Origin of the sequence: Demequina lignilytica, from assembly GCF_030418375.1 — a bacterium.
GTDB classification, from domain to species: domain Bacteria; phylum Actinomycetota; class Actinomycetes; order Actinomycetales; family Demequinaceae; genus Demequina; species Demequina lignilytica.
Window position 1 is genome coordinate 1 of record NZ_JAUHPZ010000008.1, and the last position, 18,684, is coordinate 18,684.

The 18,684-nt window shown below is 73.0% G+C and carries 16 protein-coding genes and 2 tRNA genes; 6 read left to right on the forward strand and 12 right to left on the reverse strand.

Annotated features, from left to right (window positions below):
- Positions 1-72: 72 nt before the first annotated feature.
- Positions 73-1,623: an ABC transporter substrate-binding protein gene (locus tag QQX13_RS10735; RefSeq protein WP_301153395.1), complete on the reverse strand. Its 1,551-nt coding sequence runs from the start codon at positions 1,621-1,623 to the stop codon at positions 73-75.
- A gap of 191 nt (positions 1,624-1,814) precedes the next feature.
- Between QQX13_RS10735 and QQX13_RS10740 the strand changes: the two genes are divergently transcribed.
- A complete protein-coding gene (locus QQX13_RS10740; protein ID WP_301153396.1) occupies positions 1,815-2,462 on the forward strand; it encodes a TetR family transcriptional regulator C-terminal domain-containing protein in 648 nt (215 codons plus the stop codon).
- 61 nt (positions 2,463-2,523) lie between these two features.
- Here the strand turns inward: QQX13_RS10740 and QQX13_RS10745 are convergent.
- From QQX13_RS10745 to QQX13_RS10775, 7 genes are all read right to left on the reverse strand, one after another.
- A tRNA-Ser gene (locus QQX13_RS10745) sits at positions 2,524-2,615 on the reverse strand.
- 43 nt (positions 2,616-2,658) lie between these two features.
- Positions 2,659-2,746, reverse strand: a tRNA-Ser gene (locus QQX13_RS10750).
- A gap of 58 nt (positions 2,747-2,804) precedes the next feature.
- A complete protein-coding gene (locus tag QQX13_RS10755) occupies positions 2,805-3,227 on the reverse strand; it encodes a hypothetical protein (protein ID WP_301118936.1) in 423 nt (140 codons plus the stop codon).
- Positions 3,228-3,542: 315 nt separating this feature from the next.
- Entirely contained in the window at positions 3,543-4,145 is a 603-nt protein-coding gene (locus tag QQX13_RS10760) for a GTP-binding protein (RefSeq protein ID WP_301153398.1), read from the reverse strand.
- On the reverse strand, positions 4,126-4,506 hold the full coding sequence (locus QQX13_RS10765) for a DUF742 domain-containing protein (protein WP_301118938.1): 381 nt from the start codon (positions 4,504-4,506) through the stop codon (positions 4,126-4,128). The genes QQX13_RS10760 and QQX13_RS10765 overlap by 20 nt, the downstream gene beginning before the upstream one ends.
- Before the next feature lie 21 nt (positions 4,507-4,527).
- Positions 4,528-4,968, reverse strand: a complete 441-nt coding sequence (locus QQX13_RS10770; protein ID WP_301118939.1) for a roadblock/LC7 domain-containing protein — start codon at positions 4,966-4,968, stop codon at positions 4,528-4,530.
- 69 nt (positions 4,969-5,037) lie between these two features.
- A complete protein-coding gene (locus tag QQX13_RS10775) occupies positions 5,038-9,576 on the reverse strand; it encodes an ATP-binding protein (protein ID WP_301153399.1) in 4,539 nt (1,512 codons plus the stop codon).
- A gap of 173 nt (positions 9,577-9,749) precedes the next feature.
- On the opposite strand from QQX13_RS10775, the gene QQX13_RS10780 reads away from it, so the two are divergent.
- Positions 9,750-10,715 carry an NAD(P)H-quinone oxidoreductase gene (locus tag QQX13_RS10780; protein WP_301153400.1) on the forward strand — a complete coding sequence of 322 codons (966 nt, stop codon included), beginning with the start codon at positions 9,750-9,752 and terminating at the stop codon, positions 10,713-10,715.
- Between the two features lie 4 nt (positions 10,716-10,719).
- On the opposite strand, the gene QQX13_RS10785 is transcribed toward QQX13_RS10780, so the two are convergent.
- Both QQX13_RS10785 and serS read right to left on the reverse strand, forming a co-directional pair.
- Entirely contained in the window at positions 10,720-11,574 is an 855-nt protein-coding gene (locus QQX13_RS10785) for an HAD family hydrolase (protein WP_301118942.1), read from the reverse strand.
- Between the two features lie 13 nt (positions 11,575-11,587).
- Positions 11,588-12,859: a serine--tRNA ligase gene (serS, locus tag QQX13_RS10790; protein WP_301153402.1), complete on the reverse strand. Its 1,272-nt coding sequence runs from the start codon at positions 12,857-12,859 to the stop codon at positions 11,588-11,590.
- Positions 12,860-12,897: 38 nt separating this feature from the next.
- Between serS and QQX13_RS10795 the strand changes: the two genes are divergently transcribed.
- Positions 12,898-14,079, forward strand: a complete 1,182-nt coding sequence (locus QQX13_RS10795; protein ID WP_301118944.1) for a diacylglycerol/lipid kinase family protein — start codon at positions 12,898-12,900, stop codon at positions 14,077-14,079.
- Between the two features lie 9 nt (positions 14,080-14,088).
- On the opposite strand, the gene pheA is transcribed toward QQX13_RS10795, so the two are convergent.
- Positions 14,089-15,021 carry a prephenate dehydratase gene (pheA, locus tag QQX13_RS10800; RefSeq protein ID WP_301118945.1) on the reverse strand — a complete coding sequence of 311 codons (933 nt, stop codon included), beginning with the start codon at positions 15,019-15,021 and terminating at the stop codon, positions 14,089-14,091.
- A complete protein-coding gene (locus tag QQX13_RS10805; protein WP_301118946.1) occupies positions 15,018-15,869 on the reverse strand; it encodes a glycosyltransferase family 2 protein in 852 nt (283 codons plus the stop codon). The genes pheA and QQX13_RS10805 overlap by 4 nt, the downstream gene beginning before the upstream one ends.
- Positions 15,870-15,992: 123 nt before the next feature.
- Here QQX13_RS10805 and pgm point away from each other — a divergent pair, with 123 nt between their 5' ends.
- The 3 genes from pgm to QQX13_RS10820 are packed head-to-tail and all read left to right on the forward strand — an operon-like array spanning position 15,993 to position 18,675.
- Positions 15,993-17,669: a phosphoglucomutase (alpha-D-glucose-1,6-bisphosphate-dependent) gene (pgm, locus tag QQX13_RS10810; RefSeq protein WP_301153403.1), complete on the forward strand. Its 1,677-nt coding sequence runs from the start codon at positions 15,993-15,995 to the stop codon at positions 17,667-17,669.
- Between the two features lie 3 nt (positions 17,670-17,672).
- Positions 17,673-17,891: a hypothetical protein gene (locus QQX13_RS10815; protein WP_301118948.1), complete on the forward strand. Its 219-nt coding sequence runs from the start codon at positions 17,673-17,675 to the stop codon at positions 17,889-17,891.
- A 49-nt stretch (positions 17,892-17,940) separates the two neighbouring features.
- Positions 17,941-18,675, forward strand: a complete 735-nt coding sequence (locus QQX13_RS10820) for an LppM family (lipo)protein (RefSeq protein WP_301153404.1) — start codon at positions 17,941-17,943, stop codon at positions 18,673-18,675.
- The last annotated feature ends 9 nt before the right edge of the window (positions 18,676-18,684 follow it).

Consider the following 18,684-nt stretch of genomic DNA (forward strand, 5'->3'; position numbering starts at 1 on the left):
GGGGGGGGGGGGGGGGGGGGGGGGGGGGGCGGCCCCCCCCCCGCGCGCGGGGGGGGCCCCCACCCCTGCCGGCTACGCCGCCGGCTTGATGTTCCAGATGTAGGGGTAGACGTTGCCGGTCTGGGCCTCGGCCGTGGTGCTGCCGTCGACCGCGAAGTTCGTGGTCATCCGGTAGAACGGCGCGAACCAGGCCTGCTCGACCACGTAGGTGTTGAGCTCGGCGCCGGCCGCCTCGTCACCCTGCTGGATGCGGTCGACCAGCTCGGCCACGGTCTCGTCCTCGACGCGGAACGGGTTGAAGATCGCCTCGGGCGTGAGCTCGAAGGTCGCGATCTGCCAGTCGGTCGGGTCCTGCTGCAGCTGCATGAACGCCGCCGGGTACTGCGCGCCGATCATGTCGTTGATGAAGTCGCCGATCGCAAGGTCCGTGTACTCGACGGTGATGCCGATGTCCGCGAGCTGCTGCTGGATCAGCGGGAAGATCTGCGTCGGGAACGCGGATGTGCTCGGCATCGACAGGGTGAAGCCGTTCGGGTAGCCGGCCTCCGCCAGCAGCGCCTTCGCAGCCTCCGGGTCGTAGGGGTAGGCGTCGTCGAGCGCCGCGTCGAAGGACGGCGAGCTCTCCGGCCAGATCTGCGTGGTCGGGGTGCCGTAGCCGGAGACGAACGCCTCGACGAGCGCGGGGCGGTCGAAGGCCATGTTGATCGCCTGGCGCACCTTGACGTCCGCGAGCTCGGGGGCGAGCGTGCCGTCACGGTCCATGAGGAGCAGGCCCTGGTAGTCGAGCTCGTTGGTCACCATGGTGAACCCGGCAGCCTCGGCCTGCGGGATGGTGGTGGTGTCGGCGATGAGGCCGGCGTTGACCTGGCCGCCCTGGATCGCGTTGATGAGCGCGGACGAGTCGGCGTACAGGTTCAGCACGAGCTTGTCGTAGTGCTGCTCCTCCGGCATCCAGTAGTCAGGGTTCTTGTCGTAGACGTAGGTGGTGCCCACGACCGTCTCACCGGTGTTGAGGATGTACATGCCGGAGCCGACCGGGGTGGTCTCGACGTCCGGGCTGTCGAAGGCCGCGGGGCTCTCCTGCATGCCGGCGTTCATGGTGAGGTACCACTCGAGCGACGGGTCGGGCTCGCTCATGGTGATGGTGAGCTCGTACTCGCCGGTCGCCTGAGCGTCGGCGACGCGCGAGAGCCACGAGGCGTTCGAGGAGGTGCCGTCGCGGAAGCGGAGCACGTTCTGAGCGGCCACGTCGGCGTTGAACGCCTCGCCGTCGGTGAAGGTCACGTCGTCGCGCAGCTGCATCGTGAGGGTCAGGCGGTCCTCGCTCCACGACCACTCGGTCGCGAGGTGGGGCGAGATGGTGCCGTCGGGCTCGGCGCGCAGCAGCGAGTCGTACACGGCCTGCGTGTAGAGCGACTCGGAGCCGAAGCCGGTGTTCTGCGCCGACAGGCTGGTGGGGGGCGTCGCGGTGGCGATGGTCAGGGTGCCACCGGAGACGGTCTCGCCACCGGAGGTCGAGCCGGTGCTGCTGTCGGTGTCGGAGCTGCCGCCGGAGCATCCGGCGAGGAGCGCGATCGCGGTGGCCGCGGCCGTGGCGACCAGTGCGCGCTTCTTGGAGAACATCGTCGTTCCTTCCATGGTGGGGGGACGAGCCCCTCGTCGGGCTGTCGGGACGACGGTAACTCTAAAACCCAAGTGAGCGCAAGGTATTTATCGATTCGTTATCGGGGCGGAATGGATATGCGTTCCGGCGGGCGTGCCGACCGGGCGTAGAGTCGACAGGGTCGCGACGATGCGGCGGAGAGAGGTGGCACATGTCCGTGGACATGCAGATCCCGGGCCCCGGCGGCGGCCCCACGGACGTCTCCCCCGTCGAGAGGCGCGTGCTCGACGCCATGCTCGAGACCATCAGCGCCGACGGCTACCAGGCCGGGTCGTTCGCGCGCGTGGCCAGCCGCGCGGGCCTCACCGCGGCGGAGCTCGAGGAGCTCTACCCCGACGAGCGGGTGCTGCTCGTCGACGCGATGCGGTACCGCGACGCGCTCGGCGCAGCGACCATGCCGGACGCGCACGCCGACGGCCGCGGCCTGCTGCGCGGGTTCCTCGACATCATCCGCTACAACGTGGCGACCCCCGGCACCGTCGAGCTGTTCACCATGCTGTCGGCGGCGGCCACGTCCCCGGAGCACCCGGGCCACGACTACTTCCGCGAGCGCTACGCCTGGCTCCGGGGGATGGTCGAGGACGCCCTCGAGGAGCTCGAGCAGGAGGGCGAGCTGCGCCGACGGGCCGACCCGGCGACGGTCGCCACGCAGGCCCTCGCGCTGCTCGACGGCCTCCAGGTGCAGTGGCTCCTCGACCGGCGTGCGATCGACATGGAGCGGCTCATGCGGGCCTTCTTCAACCAGCACCTGTACCGCAAGCTCGAGCCGGCGCGTCCGCTGCGGCTCGCGCGGGACTGAGCCCCCGCATCGTCCCTCCGGGAACGCGGAAGGCCCCGCCGGAGCGGGGCCTTCGCATCAGCGGAGACGGTGGGATTTGAACCCACGGAGGGGGTTTAAGCCCCTCACGGTCTTAGCAGGACCGCGCACTAGACCTGACTATGCGACGTCTCCAAGGTTGCCCAGGATACCGGACCTCCGGACCAGGGCGAAAACGCGGAGAGTGCGGGATTCGAACCCGCGGAGGCGGGTCACGCCTCAACAGTTTTCAAGACTGTCACCTTCGGCCGCTCGGTCAACTCTCCTCGGCGCGCGGGGCGCCGCAGCCATTGTGCCAGGCGTGGCGCGGGACGATGCGCGGGCTCAGTCGAGCGAGTACCACCCCGGGGCGAGGCCCGGGCTGAGCACCTGGAGCTCGTAGAGCTCGGCGACGCGAGCGAGCTCGGCGTCATAGGTCAGCACCGCGTGGATCTCCGGGTGGGCGACGGCGGCGCCGAGGTGCAGCGCGGCGAACGGCTTGAGCACCGCGCTCGCGTGCGTGGAGACCGAGACGTTGTGCTCCGAGAAGCGGATGACCGGGATCGAGGAGCGCACCATCTCGAGCACCTCGAACGCCTTGGGCTTGGTCTCGCGAGGGTAGAGCTCAGCGGCCTGACGCAGCTCGGTGAAGCCCAGCTGGGTGGTCGCGAGCTCGTGGATGCGGGGGACGGCGAAGTCGGTGAACTCGTCGAAGTAGCGCACCCCGGGGAGGAAGCGGCACAGCCCGGAGCCGTCGACGTAGATCACGCTCACAGGGTAGCGCCGCACCGCGTGGGACCCGACGCATCGTCGCTGCCCCCTCGGGCGCATCGTCCCGCCCCCAACCCACGCATCGTCCCGCCCCAACCCACGCATCGTCCCGCCCCAACCCGCGAAATGGAGCCTAGGTGCACGAATCCGCCCGCTTTCGTGCACCGATCCTCCATTTCGCGGGACTCAGGCGGGGGCCTCGGCGGGAGGGGCAGGGCGGCGCGGCTCAGGCAGGGACGCGAGGCCCCGCAGACGCGGGAGCGCCCCCGCCGGCGGCGGGGGCGCTTCCTGTCTCAGCTGGTGGTGGACCGCTCAGCGGTCCTTGATGCGACGCATGGCGAGCTGCACCACGGCGATCAGGGCCTGCTTGGTGGCCGCCTTCTCACGGGCGTCCGTGTACATGACCGGCACGTCGGCCGGGATGCCCAGCGCCTCGCGCACGTCCTCGAGGGTGTGGCGCGCCACCCCGTCGAAGCAGTTGACGCAGACGACGAACGGGATGCCGCGACCCTCGAAGTAGTCGACGGCGGGGAAGCACTGGTCGAGACGCTCGGTGTCCACGAGGACCACGGCGCCGATCGCGCCGCGCACCAGGTCGTCCCACATGAAGAGGAAGCGGTCCTGGCCCGGCGTGCCGAACAGGTAGAGCCAGAGGGAGCCCGGCAGCGCGATGCGGCCGAAGTCCATGGCGACGGTGGTGGTGGTCTTGCGGTCCGTCACGCCGCCAGCGTCGTCGACGCCGACCGAGTGCTCCGTCATGGCCGCCTCGGTGTTGAGGGGGTCGATGTCGGAGATCGAGCCGATGAAGGTCGTCTTGCCGACGGCGAAGCCGCCCGCGATGACGATCTTGACGACGGTGGGAGCGGTCTGGGCCGGCGGCGCGGCCACGGCCGCGTCAAAGGGCTGCGATGCCATCGAGGACACTCTCCAGGAGGCTCAGGGACAGACCGCCGGACGCGTCGTGCGTGTGTGCGTCCTGCGCGGTTCCGCCGATGTGGATCTTCAGGTAATGGACTTCGGCAAGGTCCGTCACCAGCACCCGGACCACACCCAGCGGAAGCCTGGTGTGGGCCGAGAGCTCGGCCACGGACTGGTACTGACCTGTAGCAAGCTGCAGGATCTTCTTCTTCTCAGGGGTGAGCCCCGTCAAAGCCTCGGTGCTGGTCGTCGCCTCGACCAGGGCCTCCATCGGCAGGTCCGCGGAGGCGGCGCTCACGCGCCCGCCCGTCACCGCGTACGGCCTGACCGTGTAGGCCTCGTCCTCGTCGTGCGCCATCGCCATCCCCCGTCGCGAGAATCAGACGCGCGTCTGACCGTCGGTGGGGAGGTTCTGGCGCATCTCGGTGATGAGCTGCGGGGTGAGCGCGTTCTCGAAGCGCGAGACGAGCAGCGTCATCTCGTAGCCCACGAGACCGACGTCGCACGTCGAGTCCGCGGCCACCGCGAGCACCGACCCGTTGGACACGCTCATGAGGAACAGGAACAGCTCGTCCATCTCGACGATCGACTGGCGCACCTCGCCGGCGCCGAGCTGGCGGGCGGCGCCACGGGTGAGGCTCGACATGCCGGCCACGATCGCGGCGAGGGTGTCCCCCTCGGTGCGGTCGAGGTTCTTCGACATCGCCATGAGCAGGCCGTCCGCGCTCACCACGAGAGTGTGACGCGTGCCGGGAACCGACTCGACGAAGTTGTCCAGGAGCCATCCGAAGTTGGTGGCCTCGGTGCTGAGGGCGGTCACTTGTCCTCCTTGGGGGTGATGCTGCAGGCCGGCTGGGCCGGGTGGTGGGTGTCGGTGGTGGTCATGGGTCTACTCGTTCGCGTGCTGCGGGGCGGCCTGCAGGTCGAGCTCGGCCGCGTCGGAGCGGGCGCGCTGCGTCCCCGAGTAGAAGCTGCTGAAGCGGTTGCGGACCGCCTCGGCGTCGCGCTCCTTGTGGGCGAGCGTGACCTCCTCGTCGAGGGGGGTCACCTCGGGCTCGACCTCGGCGGGCTTGCGGCGCTTCTGCAGGCCGGCCTTGGTCTTCTCGACCTTGGGACGGGACTCGGAGAGCGAGCTGAGCTCGGCGAACACGTCGCGCGCCAGGTCCGCCTCGTCGTCCGCCGCCGAGCGGCCCGACGGGCTCTCGGTGTCGATGATCGGCGTGTACACGCCCGAGTCGCCGTCCGCCTCCGCGATCGCGCTCTGGCCGGCCGCCTCCCACCCCATCGGGTTGGCGAGCTGCTCGGGGGTGAACGATGCGGTGGCCGGGGCCTCATCCTCGACGGCCGGGGCCGGCGCGGGCCGAGGCTCGAAGACGGGCGCCTCGGCCACGCCCTCGGCGGGCGTGAAGGACATCGGCGCGGGCTCGGGCACGGGCTCGGGCTCCGGGGCGAACGCGGGAGCGGCGGCAGCGGGCTCGGGCTCCGCAGGCGCGTCGAACGACGTCGGGGCGAAGGGCGCCGAGCGCTGCACCTGCGGTGCCGCGGGCGCGTCGTCGTGGCGGTGCCGTCCGAACAGGCGGCCGAAGAAGCCGGCGCGACCGGCCTCCTCGCCCGAGGCCTGCGCGATCAGGTCGTCGAGGCTCGGCTGGTCGGGGACGACCTCAGCCGGGATCGGCTCGCCGAGCGCGACCGACTCGACGCCCGGCGCCGCGGGCTCGGGCTCCGCGTACGCCGCGGGCGCAGGCGGCGCCTCGAACGCCTGGGGCTCGGGCTCGAGCTCGACGGCGGGCTCGACCGACGCGACGGCCTCGGGTTCCGCCTGGACGGCGTCCGCCTCCACCGGGGAGGTCTGCGCCTGCGCGGCGCCGAACGCCGCGCCGAAGGCGGCCGCGTCGAGCCACGGAGCCGCGGCGGGCGCGTCCTCGACGGGTGCGTCCTCCGCGGGGGCGGCGTCGTCGGGCTCGAGCGACGGCACGGCCTCCGCCTCGAAGGCCTGCTCCTCGTCGGGCTCGAGCATCGGCACCGCGAAGGCGCTCTCCTGCACGGGCTCGGGCTCCGGCGCCACCTCCGGGGCGGGCTCGGCGGCGGCGAACGGCGCGCCGTAGGGCGAGCGCGCGAACGGCGATTCGGCGGCCGGCTCCGCCGCCTCCGGGGAGGGGTTGGTCAGCGACCGGCGCGTCGGCAGCGGCGAGGAGGACTCGACGACCGGCGGCTGCGCGGCCTCGGCGACCGGCGCGACACCAGGCTCCGGCTCGACCGCGGGCTCAGGCTCCGGCTCGAGCTCAGGCGCGATCGGGACCGCCAGCTTGGGCATGGCGAACGACGGCAGCGCGGGCCCCGCGGGCTCGGGCTCGACCTCGGGCTCGACCTCGGCGACCGGCTCCAGCTCCACGGGCTCGGGCGCGGCGGCCGGCGCCTCGGCACGGTGACCGTCGGCCGAGGCGCGGCGGATCGCGTCGAACGCGGCGAAGGCGCCGCCGAGCTGCGCCGCGGACGGTGTCGCGGCGGGAGCCTCGGGGGCGGCCTCCTCGGCGCCGTCGGGCTCGATGCCGGGGACCGCGAGGGCCTCCTGCTCGACGCCCTCGGCCTGGTCGCCGGGCTCGGCCTCGCGGCGCGGGAGGAAGCCGCGGAACATCGCCGCACGCTCCTCCGGGGTCTGCGGGGCGACCTCCGCCGCGGGGACGGTGGGCGTGAACGCCGAGGACTCGGCCTCGAGCGCGCTCAGCTGCGCGGCGGTGGCGCGGACGGGCAGGCCGATCACGGCGCGCTCGTCGCCATCCTTGTCCGCCGCGGCATCGTCGCGACGCCGACGGGACGGCAGTCCGGACGCGGAGGTGCCCTCCGTCAGCTCCGCACCGGAGACCGCGACACCCTCGGGCGCCGCGGCGGCGTCCGCCGCGATCAGCGCGTCCAGGCCCACCGGCATCGGGATCGAGTCGTCCTCATCGACCGGTGCGGGGATCGGTGCGGCCGCCTCCTCCGGCACGGCCTCGGCCGCGGGCTCGTCGGCACCGCGGCCGCTGAGCTGCGTGCCCTCGACCATCGCCGCAGGGGCGTAGCCGCCGGCGGGCGCGACGGCGTCAGCCGCAGGAGCCTCGTCGGCCGCGCCCTCGAAGAGCTCGGACGGCAGCAGCACGGTCGCGACCGTGCCCTTGCCCTCCTCGGACGCGATGGCGACCTGCGCGCCGAGGCGCCGGGCGATGCGACCGACCACGAACAGGCCCAGGCGCTGGGCGCCGAGGATCTCGGACGCGGCCGACGACTGCACGCGGCTGTTCGCCTCGGCGAGCTCCGCCGCGGTCATGCCGATGCCGGTGTCGATCACCTCGACGGTGAAGCCCTCGGCCGTGCGGCCCGTGCGGATGATGACGCGCGAGCCCGGGTCGGAGAACACGGTCGCGTTCTCGAGCAGCTCCGCGAACAGGTGCGCGGCGGTCAGCGCCTGGTGACCGTGCATCGACGGGTCGACCACCAGGTCGAGGTCGATGCGCTCGTAGAGCTCGATCTCGGAGGACGCGGTGCGGACCACGTCGGAGAGAGGCATGGCGCGACGCAGGCGGCGACCGGTGTCGATGCCGGCGAGCACCAGGAGCGACTCCGAGTTACGACGCATCCGGGTCGCGAGGTGGTCGAGCGCGAACAGCTTGGTCAGGCGGTTCGGGTCGTCCTCGGTGCGCTCCATCTCGTCGATGCTGGAGAGCTGGCGGTTGAGGAGCACCTGGTCGCGACGGGCGACGTTGACGAACATCTCGGAGATGGATGCACGGAGCGCGGCCTGCTCTCGCGCGATCTCCAGGGTGGCGGCGTTGACGCCGTTGAACGCCTGGGCCAGGCGGCCCACCTCGTCGGTGGAGTCGACGGGGATCTGGACCTCGGAGACGTCCACCTGCTCGCCGGGCATCGCGACCCGCTCCACCAGTCGGGGGAGCTCGTCGCGGACCGCGGTCGCGGTGGTGGTCAGGCGGCGGAGCGGGACGGCGATGCGGCGCGCGATGAAGAACGCGAAGATCAGCGTCAGGGCGATGGCCACGCCCGCGAGCGCGGTCAGCAGGATCGCGGTGTTCCGCGCGGCGGTGGTCGACGACGACGCGATGTCGAGCGCGCGGTTGAAGATGTCGTCGCGGAGGGGCGTGTACTGCGCGGTCTCCTCGTCGACGCGGGCCGGCCAGTCGTCGCTCTGCGCCTGGACCAGCGAGGAGTCCAGACCGTTGGTGATGCGGTTGCGGATCGACTCGAACGACGACAGGCTCGACACGGACAGGTCGACCGAGGCACCGAACTCGGGCACGGTGATCGCGCCGCCGGGCACGCCGAGCGCGCTCTGCTGGGCGGTCTCGAGGCCGATGTTCGTGCGCTCGACGATGTTGCGGGAGGTCGCGGCGTCCGCACCGGCGAACACGCCGTTGCGGATCATGCGCTCGAAGGCGATCTCCTCGTACTGGAGGTCCTCGATGAAGGCGTCGATCGAGGCGAAGGCCTGCATGGCGGCCACCAGGTCCGTGTCCGGCGCCGCGATGGCGATGGCCGCGGTGGCCTGCTCGAACGCGGCGATGATGTCCGAGTAGTAGGAGATCGCCTGCTGCGGCGTGACCTGGGCGGCCATGATGCCCGCGCGCAGGTCCGGGAGGCTGTCGCGGAGCTGGGAGCCCGCCTCGACGCCGGCGAGCGCCGCCGCGTTGTCCTCGGTGCGCTCGACCTCGGCGGCGGCCGCGGCGATCGCGTCGAGGCCGTTGTCGACGTCGACATACGTGGTCTCGAGGGTGGCCTGGTAGGCCTGCGGGGCCTGCAGCAGGTCGAGGTAGATCTCGGCCTCGCGCTCAACCGACTGCGTGAGGTAGACCAGCTCGAGCCCGAAGTCCAGGTCGTCGGCCATGGAGTCGCCGATCGCCTGCAGCTGCGCGACCACGTCGGCGTAGGAGTCCTGCTGCGCCTGGATCTCCTCCTCCGAGGGGAAGCCGAGCCACTCGCCGGCGGCGCTGGGCGGGGTGATGGTCAGCGCGTGCTGGGCGTCGAGCATGCCCTCGCCGGGGGTGCCGCCGAGCGCGGCGGTGACGTCCGCGACCACCTGCGCGGCGCGCTCCGCCTGGTCCTGGGCCTCCTCGGCCGTCTCAGCGTCGGAGCCGGCCTGTCCGGCCGCCTCCGCGAGCGCGCCGAACAGGGTCGCCGTCTCCACGGTCTGCGACCGCAGGCTCTCGCTCGCGACCTGGACGGTCTGGGCGTAGTTCACACCCGCGCGGCGCTCCGTCTGCAGGTCCTCCTTGACCACGCGGGAGATGCCCAGAGTCTCGATCAGCTGCTGCGCGTTGGCGTTGGTCTGGTAGGTCTGCACGTTGCTGAAGACGATGTAGCCCATCGTCGAGATGAGGAGCAGCACGGGCAGGGCGACGACGGCCACCAGCTTCCATCGGATGCTGACCTTCTGAAGCATGGAACCTTCCCCTCATCAACGGTCCGTGCGACGCTCCGTCGCCATCTGCGGGCGGGCGCTCCCCTGGCTTATCGGCTCGAACCGGCCAAACCTGAGGCCCGCGCCTGCACGGACTGCAGTTTGAGAGGATAGTCGCGCACCTCTATGACGGAGAAAAGCCCAGGAGTGGTCGAATGCGCGCAGCGGTCGTGTCCGATTCGGGCGACGATGCGGCATTTTCCCTGCTAGAACGGCCAGATCCGCGGTGCGGGCCCGATGACGCTGTGATGAGGATCACAGCCGCCGGCGTCAACCGCGCGGACATCCTGCAGCGACGCGGCCTCTACCCGCCGCCCCCCGGCGCCCCCGAGTGGCCCGGCCTCGAGGCCGCGGGGACGGTGGCCGAGGTGGGCGCCGCGGTGACGGGCTGGCGTCCCGGCGACCGCGCGTGCGCGCTCCTGCCCGGCGGCGGCTACGCCGAGCGCGTGGCCGTCGACGCCTCGCTGCTGCTGCCCGTGCCCGCCGGCGTCACGGACGTCGAGGCCGCGTCCCTGGTCGAGGCCGCCTGCACCGTCGTGTCGAACCTCGACGCCGCGGGAGCGCGGGCCGGCGAGACGTTGCTCGTCCACGGCGGCTCGGGGGGCGTCGGCACGGCCGCGATCCAGATCGCGAAGGCGCGCGGGATGCGGGTGATCGCGACCGCGGGCGGAGCTGCGCGGGCGGGACGATGCGCGGCCCTGGGGGCCGATCACGCGCTCGATCACCGTGCGGGCGGCTGGGTGGACGAGGTCCGGGCGCTCGGCGGCGCCGACGTGATCCTCGACGTGGTGGGGGCGGCCTACCTCGCGGACAACGTCCGCGCGCTGCGGACCGGCGGACGTCTCGTGGTGATCGGCCTGCAGAAGGGCGCGCGGGCCGAGCTCGACCTGGGCGCCCTGCTCACGAAGCGGGCGACCCTCCTCGGCACCACGCTGCGCGCCCGTCCGCTCGCCGAGCGCGCGGCGATCGTCGCGCGCGTGCGCGGCGAGGTGTGGCCGCTGGTCCCGCGCATCGTCCGTCCCGTGGTCCACGCGACCTTCCCCCTCGCTCACGCGGGCGACGCGCATGCCGCGCTGGAGTCCGGCGAGGTGTTCGGCAAGGTGGTGCTGACGGTCCCCTGAGGGGCTACAGGACCGCGAGCCGCTCGGGGTCGATGAGCCGGTTGAGCACGGTCAGGATCCCGTCCTCCTCGACCGAGCCGACCACTTCGTCCGCGACCCGCTGCACGTGCTCGGGGGCCGTGCCCATCGCGGCGGATTGGCCGGCCCACTCGAGCATGTCGATGTCGTTGTTGCCGTCGCCGACCGCGACGGTGTGGTCCGGGTACACGCCCAGGTGGCGGCGCAGCGCCTCGAGCGCCGACGCCTTGGACACGCCGGGGGGCGTGAGGTCGAGCCACGCCGACCAGCCGACCGCGTAGGTCACGTCGTTGAGCCCGATCCGGTGCACCAGGTCGTCGAAGTGGCTCACGTCGACGCCGGGGGCGCGCACCACCACGCGGGTGGCCTCGTCGTGGCAGAGCTCCTCGAAGTCCTCGACCACGCGCTGGCGGCCCATCAGCTCGCCGTCGGGGAAGGGGCGGTTGACCAGGAAGCCCACGCCCAGGTCCTCGACCGCGTAGTACGCGTCGGGGAGCTCGCTGCGGACCAGCTCGAGCGCCGCGCGCGGGTTGAAGGTGACCTTCTCGATGATGTCGTAGCCGCCCGGGTGCGCCGGGTTGAGCTTCACGGTGACCGCCCCGTTCGAGCACACCGCGAAGCCGCGACGAATGCCGAGGCGCTCGGCCACCGGCATCATCCCGACGATGTTGCGGCCGGTCGCGAGGATCACATGGTTGCGGCACATGCGGGCGCGCTCCACGGCATCGACCACGGTGCCGGAGATCTCGCCGCCCCAGTGCATGAGCGTGCCGTCGATGTCGAGGCCCACGAGGCGCCAGGTGTCGGGGGTGAGCGGGGGCCGCATCTCGTCGGGCTTCATGGGCGGGCGGCGCTCAGCGCACCGGCTCCAGCACCTCGAGTCCGCCCAGGTAGGGACGCAGGACGGGCGGCACATGGACCGAGCCGTCGGCCTGCTGGTGGTTCTCCAGCAGCGCCACCAGCCAGCGGGTGGTGCCGATGGTGCCGTTGACGGTCGCGACGGGCTCGTTGCCGTCCTCGCGGCGCTCGCGGATCGCGAGTCGACGCGCCTGGAACGTGGTGCAGTTCGAGGTCGACGTGACCTCCATCCAGCGCTCCTGGGACGGCAGCCACGCCTCGCAGTCGAACTTGCGGGCGGCGCTCGAGCCGAGGTCGCCGGCCGCCGTGTCGATCACGCGGTACGGCAGCTCGAGGGCCTGCAGCATCCGCTCCTCGGTCTCGAGGAAGCGCGCGTGCTCCGCGGCGGCGTCCTCCGGACGGCAGTAGCTGAACATCTCGACCTTGTGGAACTGGTGCACGCGGATGATGCCGCGGGTGTCCCGGCCGGCCGATCCCGCCTCGCGGCGGTAGCAGGCGCTCCAGCCGGCGTACCGCAGGGGGCCGTCCGAGAGGTCGAGGATCTCGCCCGAGTGGTAGCCCGCGAGCGCCACCTCGGAGGTGCCCGTGAGGTACAGGTCGTCGCGCTCGAGCCGGTAGATCTCGTCGGCGTGCTTGCCCAGGAAGCCGGTGCCGGCCATCACCTCGGGGCGGACCAGCGTGGGCGTCATCATGGGGCTGAAGCCCGCCTCGAGCGCGGTCTGCATCGCCGCATTGAGCACGGCCAGCTCGAGACGCGCGCCGATGCCCGTGAGGAAGTAGAAGCGTGCGCCCGACACCTTGGCGCCGCGCTCCATGTCGATCGCCTTGAGCCCCTCGCCGATCGCGAGGTGGTCCTGCACGTCGATGCCCTCGGCGGCGAGGTCGCGCGGCGCGCCGACGGTCTTGACCACCGTGTAGTCGTCCTCGCCGCCGGCGGGGACGCCGGGCTCCGGGATGTTGCCGAGCGACCGGGCGAGCTCGACCGCCTGGGCGGCCGCCGCATCGGCGCCCGCCTGGAGCTCCTTCACACGGGCCGCGAGCGCCTTGGTGCGCGCGAGCAGCGCCTGCTTCTCCTCGCCCTGGGCGCGGGCGACGTCCTTGCCGATCGACTTCTGCTCGGCGCGCGCGGTCTCGAACTCCTGCAGCGCGGCGCGGTGGGCGGCGTCGGCCGCGAGCACCCGGTCCACCACGGACGGGTCGTCGCCCCGGGCCACCTGGCTGGCCCTCACGACGTCGGGGGTGGAGCGCAGCAGCTTGAGGTCGATCATGCGCGCAAGTCTATCGACGCCCGACATAGGCTCTCCTCATGCCGGCCTTGGTGATCGCGCTCGTCGCGCTGGCGCTCGCCATCGCGGCGCTGTCGCTGGCCATCGCCATGACGCGCCGCATCGGGCTGCGCGACCCCGTGGCCGTGCCGCCGCTGTGGAGGCGCGTGCTGCGGATCCGGCCGCTGCCGGCCATGGACCTGGGCGCCGCGACCGAGCGCTCGGACCGCCAGGAGCGGGTGGCGTTCATCGCGAACCCCACGAAGGCGAACGTTGCGGAGCTGCGCGAGCAGGCGCTCCGGGCCTGCGCGATCCGCTACCTGCCGCAGCCCATGTGGCTGTACACGACCCCGGACGATCCCGGGGTCGGTCAGGCGCGCGAGGCGCTCGCTGCCGGCGCGGACCTCGTGGTGGCGGTGGGCGGCGACGGCACGGTGCGCGCGGTCGCCGAGGCGCTCGCGGGGACCGGGGTGCCGATGGGGATCCTGCCGCTGGGCACCGGCAACCTGTTCGCCCGCAACCTCGACCTGCCGCTGGACGACCCGGCGGCGCTGCTGCGCACGGTGCTCGAGGGTGGCGAGCGCCTGTCCGACGTGGGCTGGCTCGAGCTGGTGCGGTCCCCGGACGGGGAGGGCGAGGGGGACCGTCACATCTTCCTGGTGATCGCGGGAGCGGGGCTCGACGCGGAGATGGTCGCCGGCGCCACCGACCAGCTCAAGCGGCGGCTCGGCTGGCTGGCCTACTTCTTCGCGGCCGCGCGGCACCTGGGCAAGCGCATGGACGCCACCATCGCGGTCGACGCGGAGCCGCCCGCCGAGTCGACCATGCGTACGGTGCTGCTGGCGAACGTCGGGCGGCTGCCCGCCGGGCTCCGGCTGATCCCCGACGCCTCCTTCGACGACGGCCGCATCGATGTCGCGGCCATCGACGCCCGCGGCGGCCTGGTCGGCTGGACCGAGCTGTTCGGGGTGGTGGTGGCGAAGAGCTCCGGGATCCGGGAGCCGTGGCTCCTCAGCGTGCTCCAGACGTCGCGGATCGACTACGCGACCGGCGAGCGCATCGACATCCGGATCCGCGAGCCGCAGAACGTGCAGGTCGACGGGGAGTCGATGGGTCGCGCGACACGGCTGCGCGCCTCGGTCCAGGCGGGGGCGCTCACGCTGCGGGTGCCGAGGTCGTCGCTCCCGGATCCGAGCCCGACCGCCGGGGACCCGCCGGACTGAGCCGCGCGCTCAGCGCCTGCCGGCGCGCAGGCCCTGCACCCAGGACCGCGCGTCCGCGAACTCCTGCTCGGAGGTGCCGGGCGCGACCGGGGTCGGGTAGCCGGTGGCGGCGGGGTACGAGCCCAGGAAGATCACGGTCGGGTTGGTCCGCTTGAGGCCCACCAGGGCCTCCGCCATGCGCGGCTCGTCGATGTGGCCGAGCGCGTCGATCGAGAAGGAGTACTCACCGGGCCGGTCGGAGCGCGGGCGGCTCTCGATGCGCGACAGGTTGACGCCGCGCGCCGCGAACTGCTCGAGCATCGACAGCAGCGCGCCCGCCCGGTCGTCGGGGAGGTGCACCACGAGCGTCGTCTTGTCGGCACCGGTCGCCGACGGGACCGCGGCGGGCCGGCCGACCTTCACGAACCTGGTCGCGGCGTGAGGGTTGTCCGCCACCCCGGACGCGAGCACCTCGAGGCCGAGCGACACGCCCACCCCCGGCGGGGCCAGCGCCGCGTCGAACGGCGCGTCGCCCGTGGCGAGCTCGCGTGCGGCGGCCGCGTTGGACGATGCGGGGATCTGCGCGGCGCCGGGAAGGCGCTGGGCGAGCCACCGCCGGCACTGGTTGAGACCGTGGGAGTGGGCGGCCACCGCGGTGATGTCCTCGAGCGCCGTCCCGGGACGGGCGACGAGCTCGAAGGAGACGGCGAGCACCACCTCGCCCAGGATCGCGAGGGGGCTGCCCTCGGCGAGGGTGTCGAGCGTCGCCGTCACGCCGCCCTCGACGGTGTTCTCGATCGCGACCACGGCGAAGTCGGCATCGCCGCCGCGGACCGCCGAGAGCGCCGCCGGCACATCGATGACGGGCGTCGCCTCGATCTCGGCCGGGTCCACCATCGCGCGCAGGGCGGCCTCCGTGAACGTGCCGGACGGCCCCAGATAGGCGTAGCGCGGTGCGGTCACCGGTCCTCCTTCGCGGTCGCGGCCTCCCCCCGTGCGGGATGGAGGCGCCGGTCGACGGACGCGCGCGTGGACGATGCGGTGCTCCTGAGGCGCCGCGAGCTCACGGCCGTCAGCACCTCACGGTACCGGTTGGCCCGTGCGAGCATGGTGCGCTCGTCGGCGGCGTGGCCCTTGTGCCGGATCTCGCATTCGACCTCGGTGATGGTGAGACCCGCCTGCAGCACGTCCAGCGTCATCGCGGCCTCGAGCCCCGCGCCCCGCGCGAGCGGCATCGCGACCTCGAGCGCCTCGCGCGTGACGCAGCGGATCCGGCCCAGCGGCTGACGCGGCGACCACCCGGTCGCCCGCTCGACGGCGGTGCGCGCGATGCCGGACGGCATGCCCTGCGCGATCTCCTGCGCCTCGGTGAGCGCGACCGCGAGGTCGCACACGCCCTCGAGGACGGCGGGCACCAGCGGGGCGGCGCCGATCGCGTGGTGGCCCAGGTTCCCGTCGAGCATGAGGATCGCGCGGGGGGTGGCCCCCGGCTCGTCACGCATCGCGATCACGGACGCGCCCGTCTCCACGGCCGCGCTGCGACCGCGGATGTGCGGGTGGCGCACCACCACCGCGCCCGCGTTGCGCGCCAGGTCCTGCGTGTTGTCCGTCGAGCCGTCGTCGACCACGAGCACCAGGTCCACGCCGGGGATGGCGAGCGCGGCCCGCACCGTCGCGGCGATGCGCCGCGCCTGGTCGTGCGCCACGATCAGCGCGGCCACCGCCGGGCCGCGCGGCGGCGTGCCGCGGCGGCCGCGGGACCCGCGTGGGGACCTCCGCGGACGCTGCTCGGACGCGGCGCTCTCGGACACGTGGCAAGCCTAGCGATACGTGGCGAAGTCGCGAACCGTTCTTTGCCTCGCCGTGACCGTTCTGTGACTCCCGGTCGGGGCGATCACTGGCCGCCTCGGCCCCGGGGTGGAAGAGTGGACCCCATGCATGATCGCGCGGGCACGGTTGCCCTTCCCGAGGACCTCATCGACGTCGACGCCCTGCTGGGCGCCTACTACGACCTGGTGCCGGACCCCACGGTCCCGGCGCAGCGGGTCGCGTTCGGCACCTCCGGCCATCGCGGGTCGGCCTTCGACACCGCCTTCAACGAGGCGCACATCGTCGCCATCACCGCGGCGATCGTCGAGTACCGCCGCGACCTGGGCATCGACGGGCCGCTCTTCATGGGCAAGGACACGCACGCGCTGTCCGGCCCCGCGCAGGAGACCGCGCTCGAGGTGCTGGCCGCCGCGGGCGTCGAGGTGCGCGTCGATGCCCGGGACGGCTTCACGCCGACGCCCGCGATCTCGCTCGCGATCCTGGTGGCCAACGGCGCCGTCTCCGACACCGGCCTGCGGACCTCCGGGCGGGGCCTGGCGGACGGCATCGTCATCACCCCGTCGCACAACCCGCCGCGCGACGGCGGCTTCAAGTACAACCCGCCTCACGGTGGCCCCGCCGACACCGACGCCACCGGCTGGATCGCCGCCCGTGCGAACGAGCTCCTCGCCGGCGGCTGGCGCCAGGTGCCGCGCTTCCAGCTCGCGAAGGCGCAGGCCGCGGACACCACGCAGGGCTTCGACTTCCTCGACCTCTACCTGGACCACCTGCCGTCCGTGATCGACCTCGACGCGATCGCGAAGGCCGGGGTGCGGATCGGCGCGGATCCGCTCGGCGGCGCGGCCGTCGACTACTGGGGAGCGATCGGCGAGGAGTTCAAGCTCGACCTCACCGTGGTCAACCCGAAGGTGGACCCCGCCTGGTCCTTCATGACCCTCGACTGGGACGGCAAGATCCGTATGGACTGCTCGTCGCCGTCGGCCATGGCGAGCCTGCGGACCCTCATGGCAGGAGCCGACAGCCCCTACGACGTCGCGACGGGGAACGACGCCGACTCCGACCGCCACGGCATCGTCACCCGCGACGGCGGGCTGATGAACCCGAACCACTACCTGGCCGCCGCGATCGCGTACCTGTACGGCGGCGCGCGTCCGCAGTGGCCCGGTGGCGCCAGGATCGGCAAGACGCTCGTGTCCTCGAGCCTGATCGACCGCGTGGGCCGGGACATCGGCCGCGAGGTGGTCGAGGTGCCCGTCGGGTTCAAGTGGTTCGTGCCCGGGCTCCTCAGCGGCGACATCGCGTTCGGCGGCGAGGAGTCGGCCGGCGCATCGTTCCTGCGTCGCGACGGGCGCGTGTGGTCCACCGACAAGGACGGGCTGATCCTGTCGCTGCTGGCCTCCGAGATCATCGCGACCACCGGAGCCTCGCCGTCCGCGCTGCACGCGTCGCTCACGGATCGACTGGGCGAGAGCTGGTACGCCCGCGTCGACGCGGCCGCCAGCAAGGAGGAGAAGGCGCGCCTGGGCGCGCTGTCCCCCGAGCAGGTGCCCGCGACCACCCTCGCCGGCCAGACCATCACCGCCAAGCTGACGGCGGCGCCGGGCAACGGCGCGAAGATCGGCGGGCTCAAGGTGACGACGGACGATGCGTGGTTCGCCGCGCGCCCGTCCGGCACCGAGGACGTCTACAAGATCTACGCGGAGTCCTTCGTGTCCGAGGCGCACCTGGGCGAGGTCCAGGCCGCCGCGCGCGAGGTGGTCTCCGAGGCGCTGGAGGGCTGACCGGTGGCGACCGAGCCCGAGCTGCCGGAGCCCGACTTCGAGCCGCGTCCCGAGACGACCTCCTTCGCGGTGGTCGAGGAGGTGGCGGAGACCATCGTCGCCGTGGAGGCGCTCCAGGACGGGCCGACCGCGAGCCCCGAGCTGGAGAGGGCCGCGCAGGAGGCGGCGGTGTACGCGCGTGAGCAGGGCATCGACGGCCCGCCCGACGACCTGGACGGCTGACCCGTCGCGCCTCCACAGGCGGCGCCCGGCACCATGCCACCCTGTGCGCATGACGGCCGTCCTCCGCATCGGCGCGCTGACGCTCCTCGCGCTGACGCTGAGCGCCTGCATGCGATTCTCCGCCGACCTGCGGATCGCCGAGGACGGCACGGTCGACGGCGAGTACGTGGTGGCGCTCCAGGAGGGAGCCGGCGCCGCGCTCGGCGGATCGGATCGCGAGGCGTCCCTGCAGATCCTCGAGGAGTCGGGGCTGCTCGACCCCCTGACGGACATCCGGGAGCACGGCTTCGCGGCCGACGGCCTGGCCGGCACGGAGGTCACCTTCCGCAACCAGCCGGTGGAGGCCCTCGCGCCCACCGCCGACCGTTTCGGCGTGACCCGCGAGGGCGACGAGTACGTCGTGTCCGGCCGCGCCTCGGCGATCAGCGAGGAGGACGCGGACTCGCTCGAGGGTGCGGAGCTCACCGTCTCGATCACCTTCCCCGGGCCCGTGTCGGAGGCCAACGGCACGGTCGACGGGACCACCGTGACGTGGGACCTGGTCGGCGGCCCCGAGGAGCTGACGGCGCGCGCGTCCGCGCTCCGGACCACGTCCCCGATGCCGGCGGTGCTGACGACGCTCCTGGTGCTGGGTGTGGCGGGAGCCGCGGCGGTGGCCGCGCGCCGCGCCGAGGTGGTGCGCCGGCAGGGCCTCCGGCGGGCCACGCGGGGCGCCGTCCCGGCACCCGCCACGCGACCCGTCGGAGCCTCCCCGGCGCGTCCCGCCGGACCCCGCCGACCCTAGCGTCGCTCC

Excerpts from the sequence above, each read along its gene's own strand:
- QQX13_RS10735 (WP_301153395.1), bottom strand. The coding sequence starts at position 1,623 with ATGTTCTCCAAGAAGCGCGCACTGGTCGCCACGGCCGCGGCCACCGCG.
- QQX13_RS10740 (WP_301153396.1), top strand. The coding sequence starts at position 1,815 with ATGTCCGTGGACATGCAGATCCCGGGCCCCGGCGGCGGCCCCACGGAC.
- QQX13_RS10760 (WP_301153398.1), bottom strand. The coding sequence starts at position 4,145 with ATGGCATCGCAGCCCTTTGACGCGGCCGTGGCCGCGCCGCCGGCCCAG.
- QQX13_RS10765 (WP_301118938.1), bottom strand. The coding sequence starts at position 4,506 with ATGGCGCACGACGAGGACGAGGCCTACACGGTCAGGCCGTACGCGGTG.
- QQX13_RS10775 (WP_301153399.1), bottom strand. The coding sequence starts at position 9,576 with ATGCTTCAGAAGGTCAGCATCCGATGGAAGCTGGTGGCCGTCGTCGCC.
- QQX13_RS10780 (WP_301153400.1), top strand. The coding sequence starts at position 9,750 with ATGCGCGCAGCGGTCGTGTCCGATTCGGGCGACGATGCGGCATTTTCC.
- QQX13_RS10785 (WP_301118942.1), bottom strand. The coding sequence starts at position 11,574 with ATGAAGCCCGACGAGATGCGGCCCCCGCTCACCCCCGACACCTGGCGC.
- serS (WP_301153402.1), bottom strand. The coding sequence starts at position 12,859 with ATGATCGACCTCAAGCTGCTGCGCTCCACCCCCGACGTCGTGAGGGCC.
- QQX13_RS10795 (WP_301118944.1), top strand. The coding sequence starts at position 12,898 with ATGCCGGCCTTGGTGATCGCGCTCGTCGCGCTGGCGCTCGCCATCGCG.
- pgm (WP_301153403.1), top strand. The coding sequence starts at position 15,993 with ATGCATGATCGCGCGGGCACGGTTGCCCTTCCCGAGGACCTCATCGAC.
- QQX13_RS10820 (WP_301153404.1), top strand. The coding sequence starts at position 17,941 with ATGACGGCCGTCCTCCGCATCGGCGCGCTGACGCTCCTCGCGCTGACG.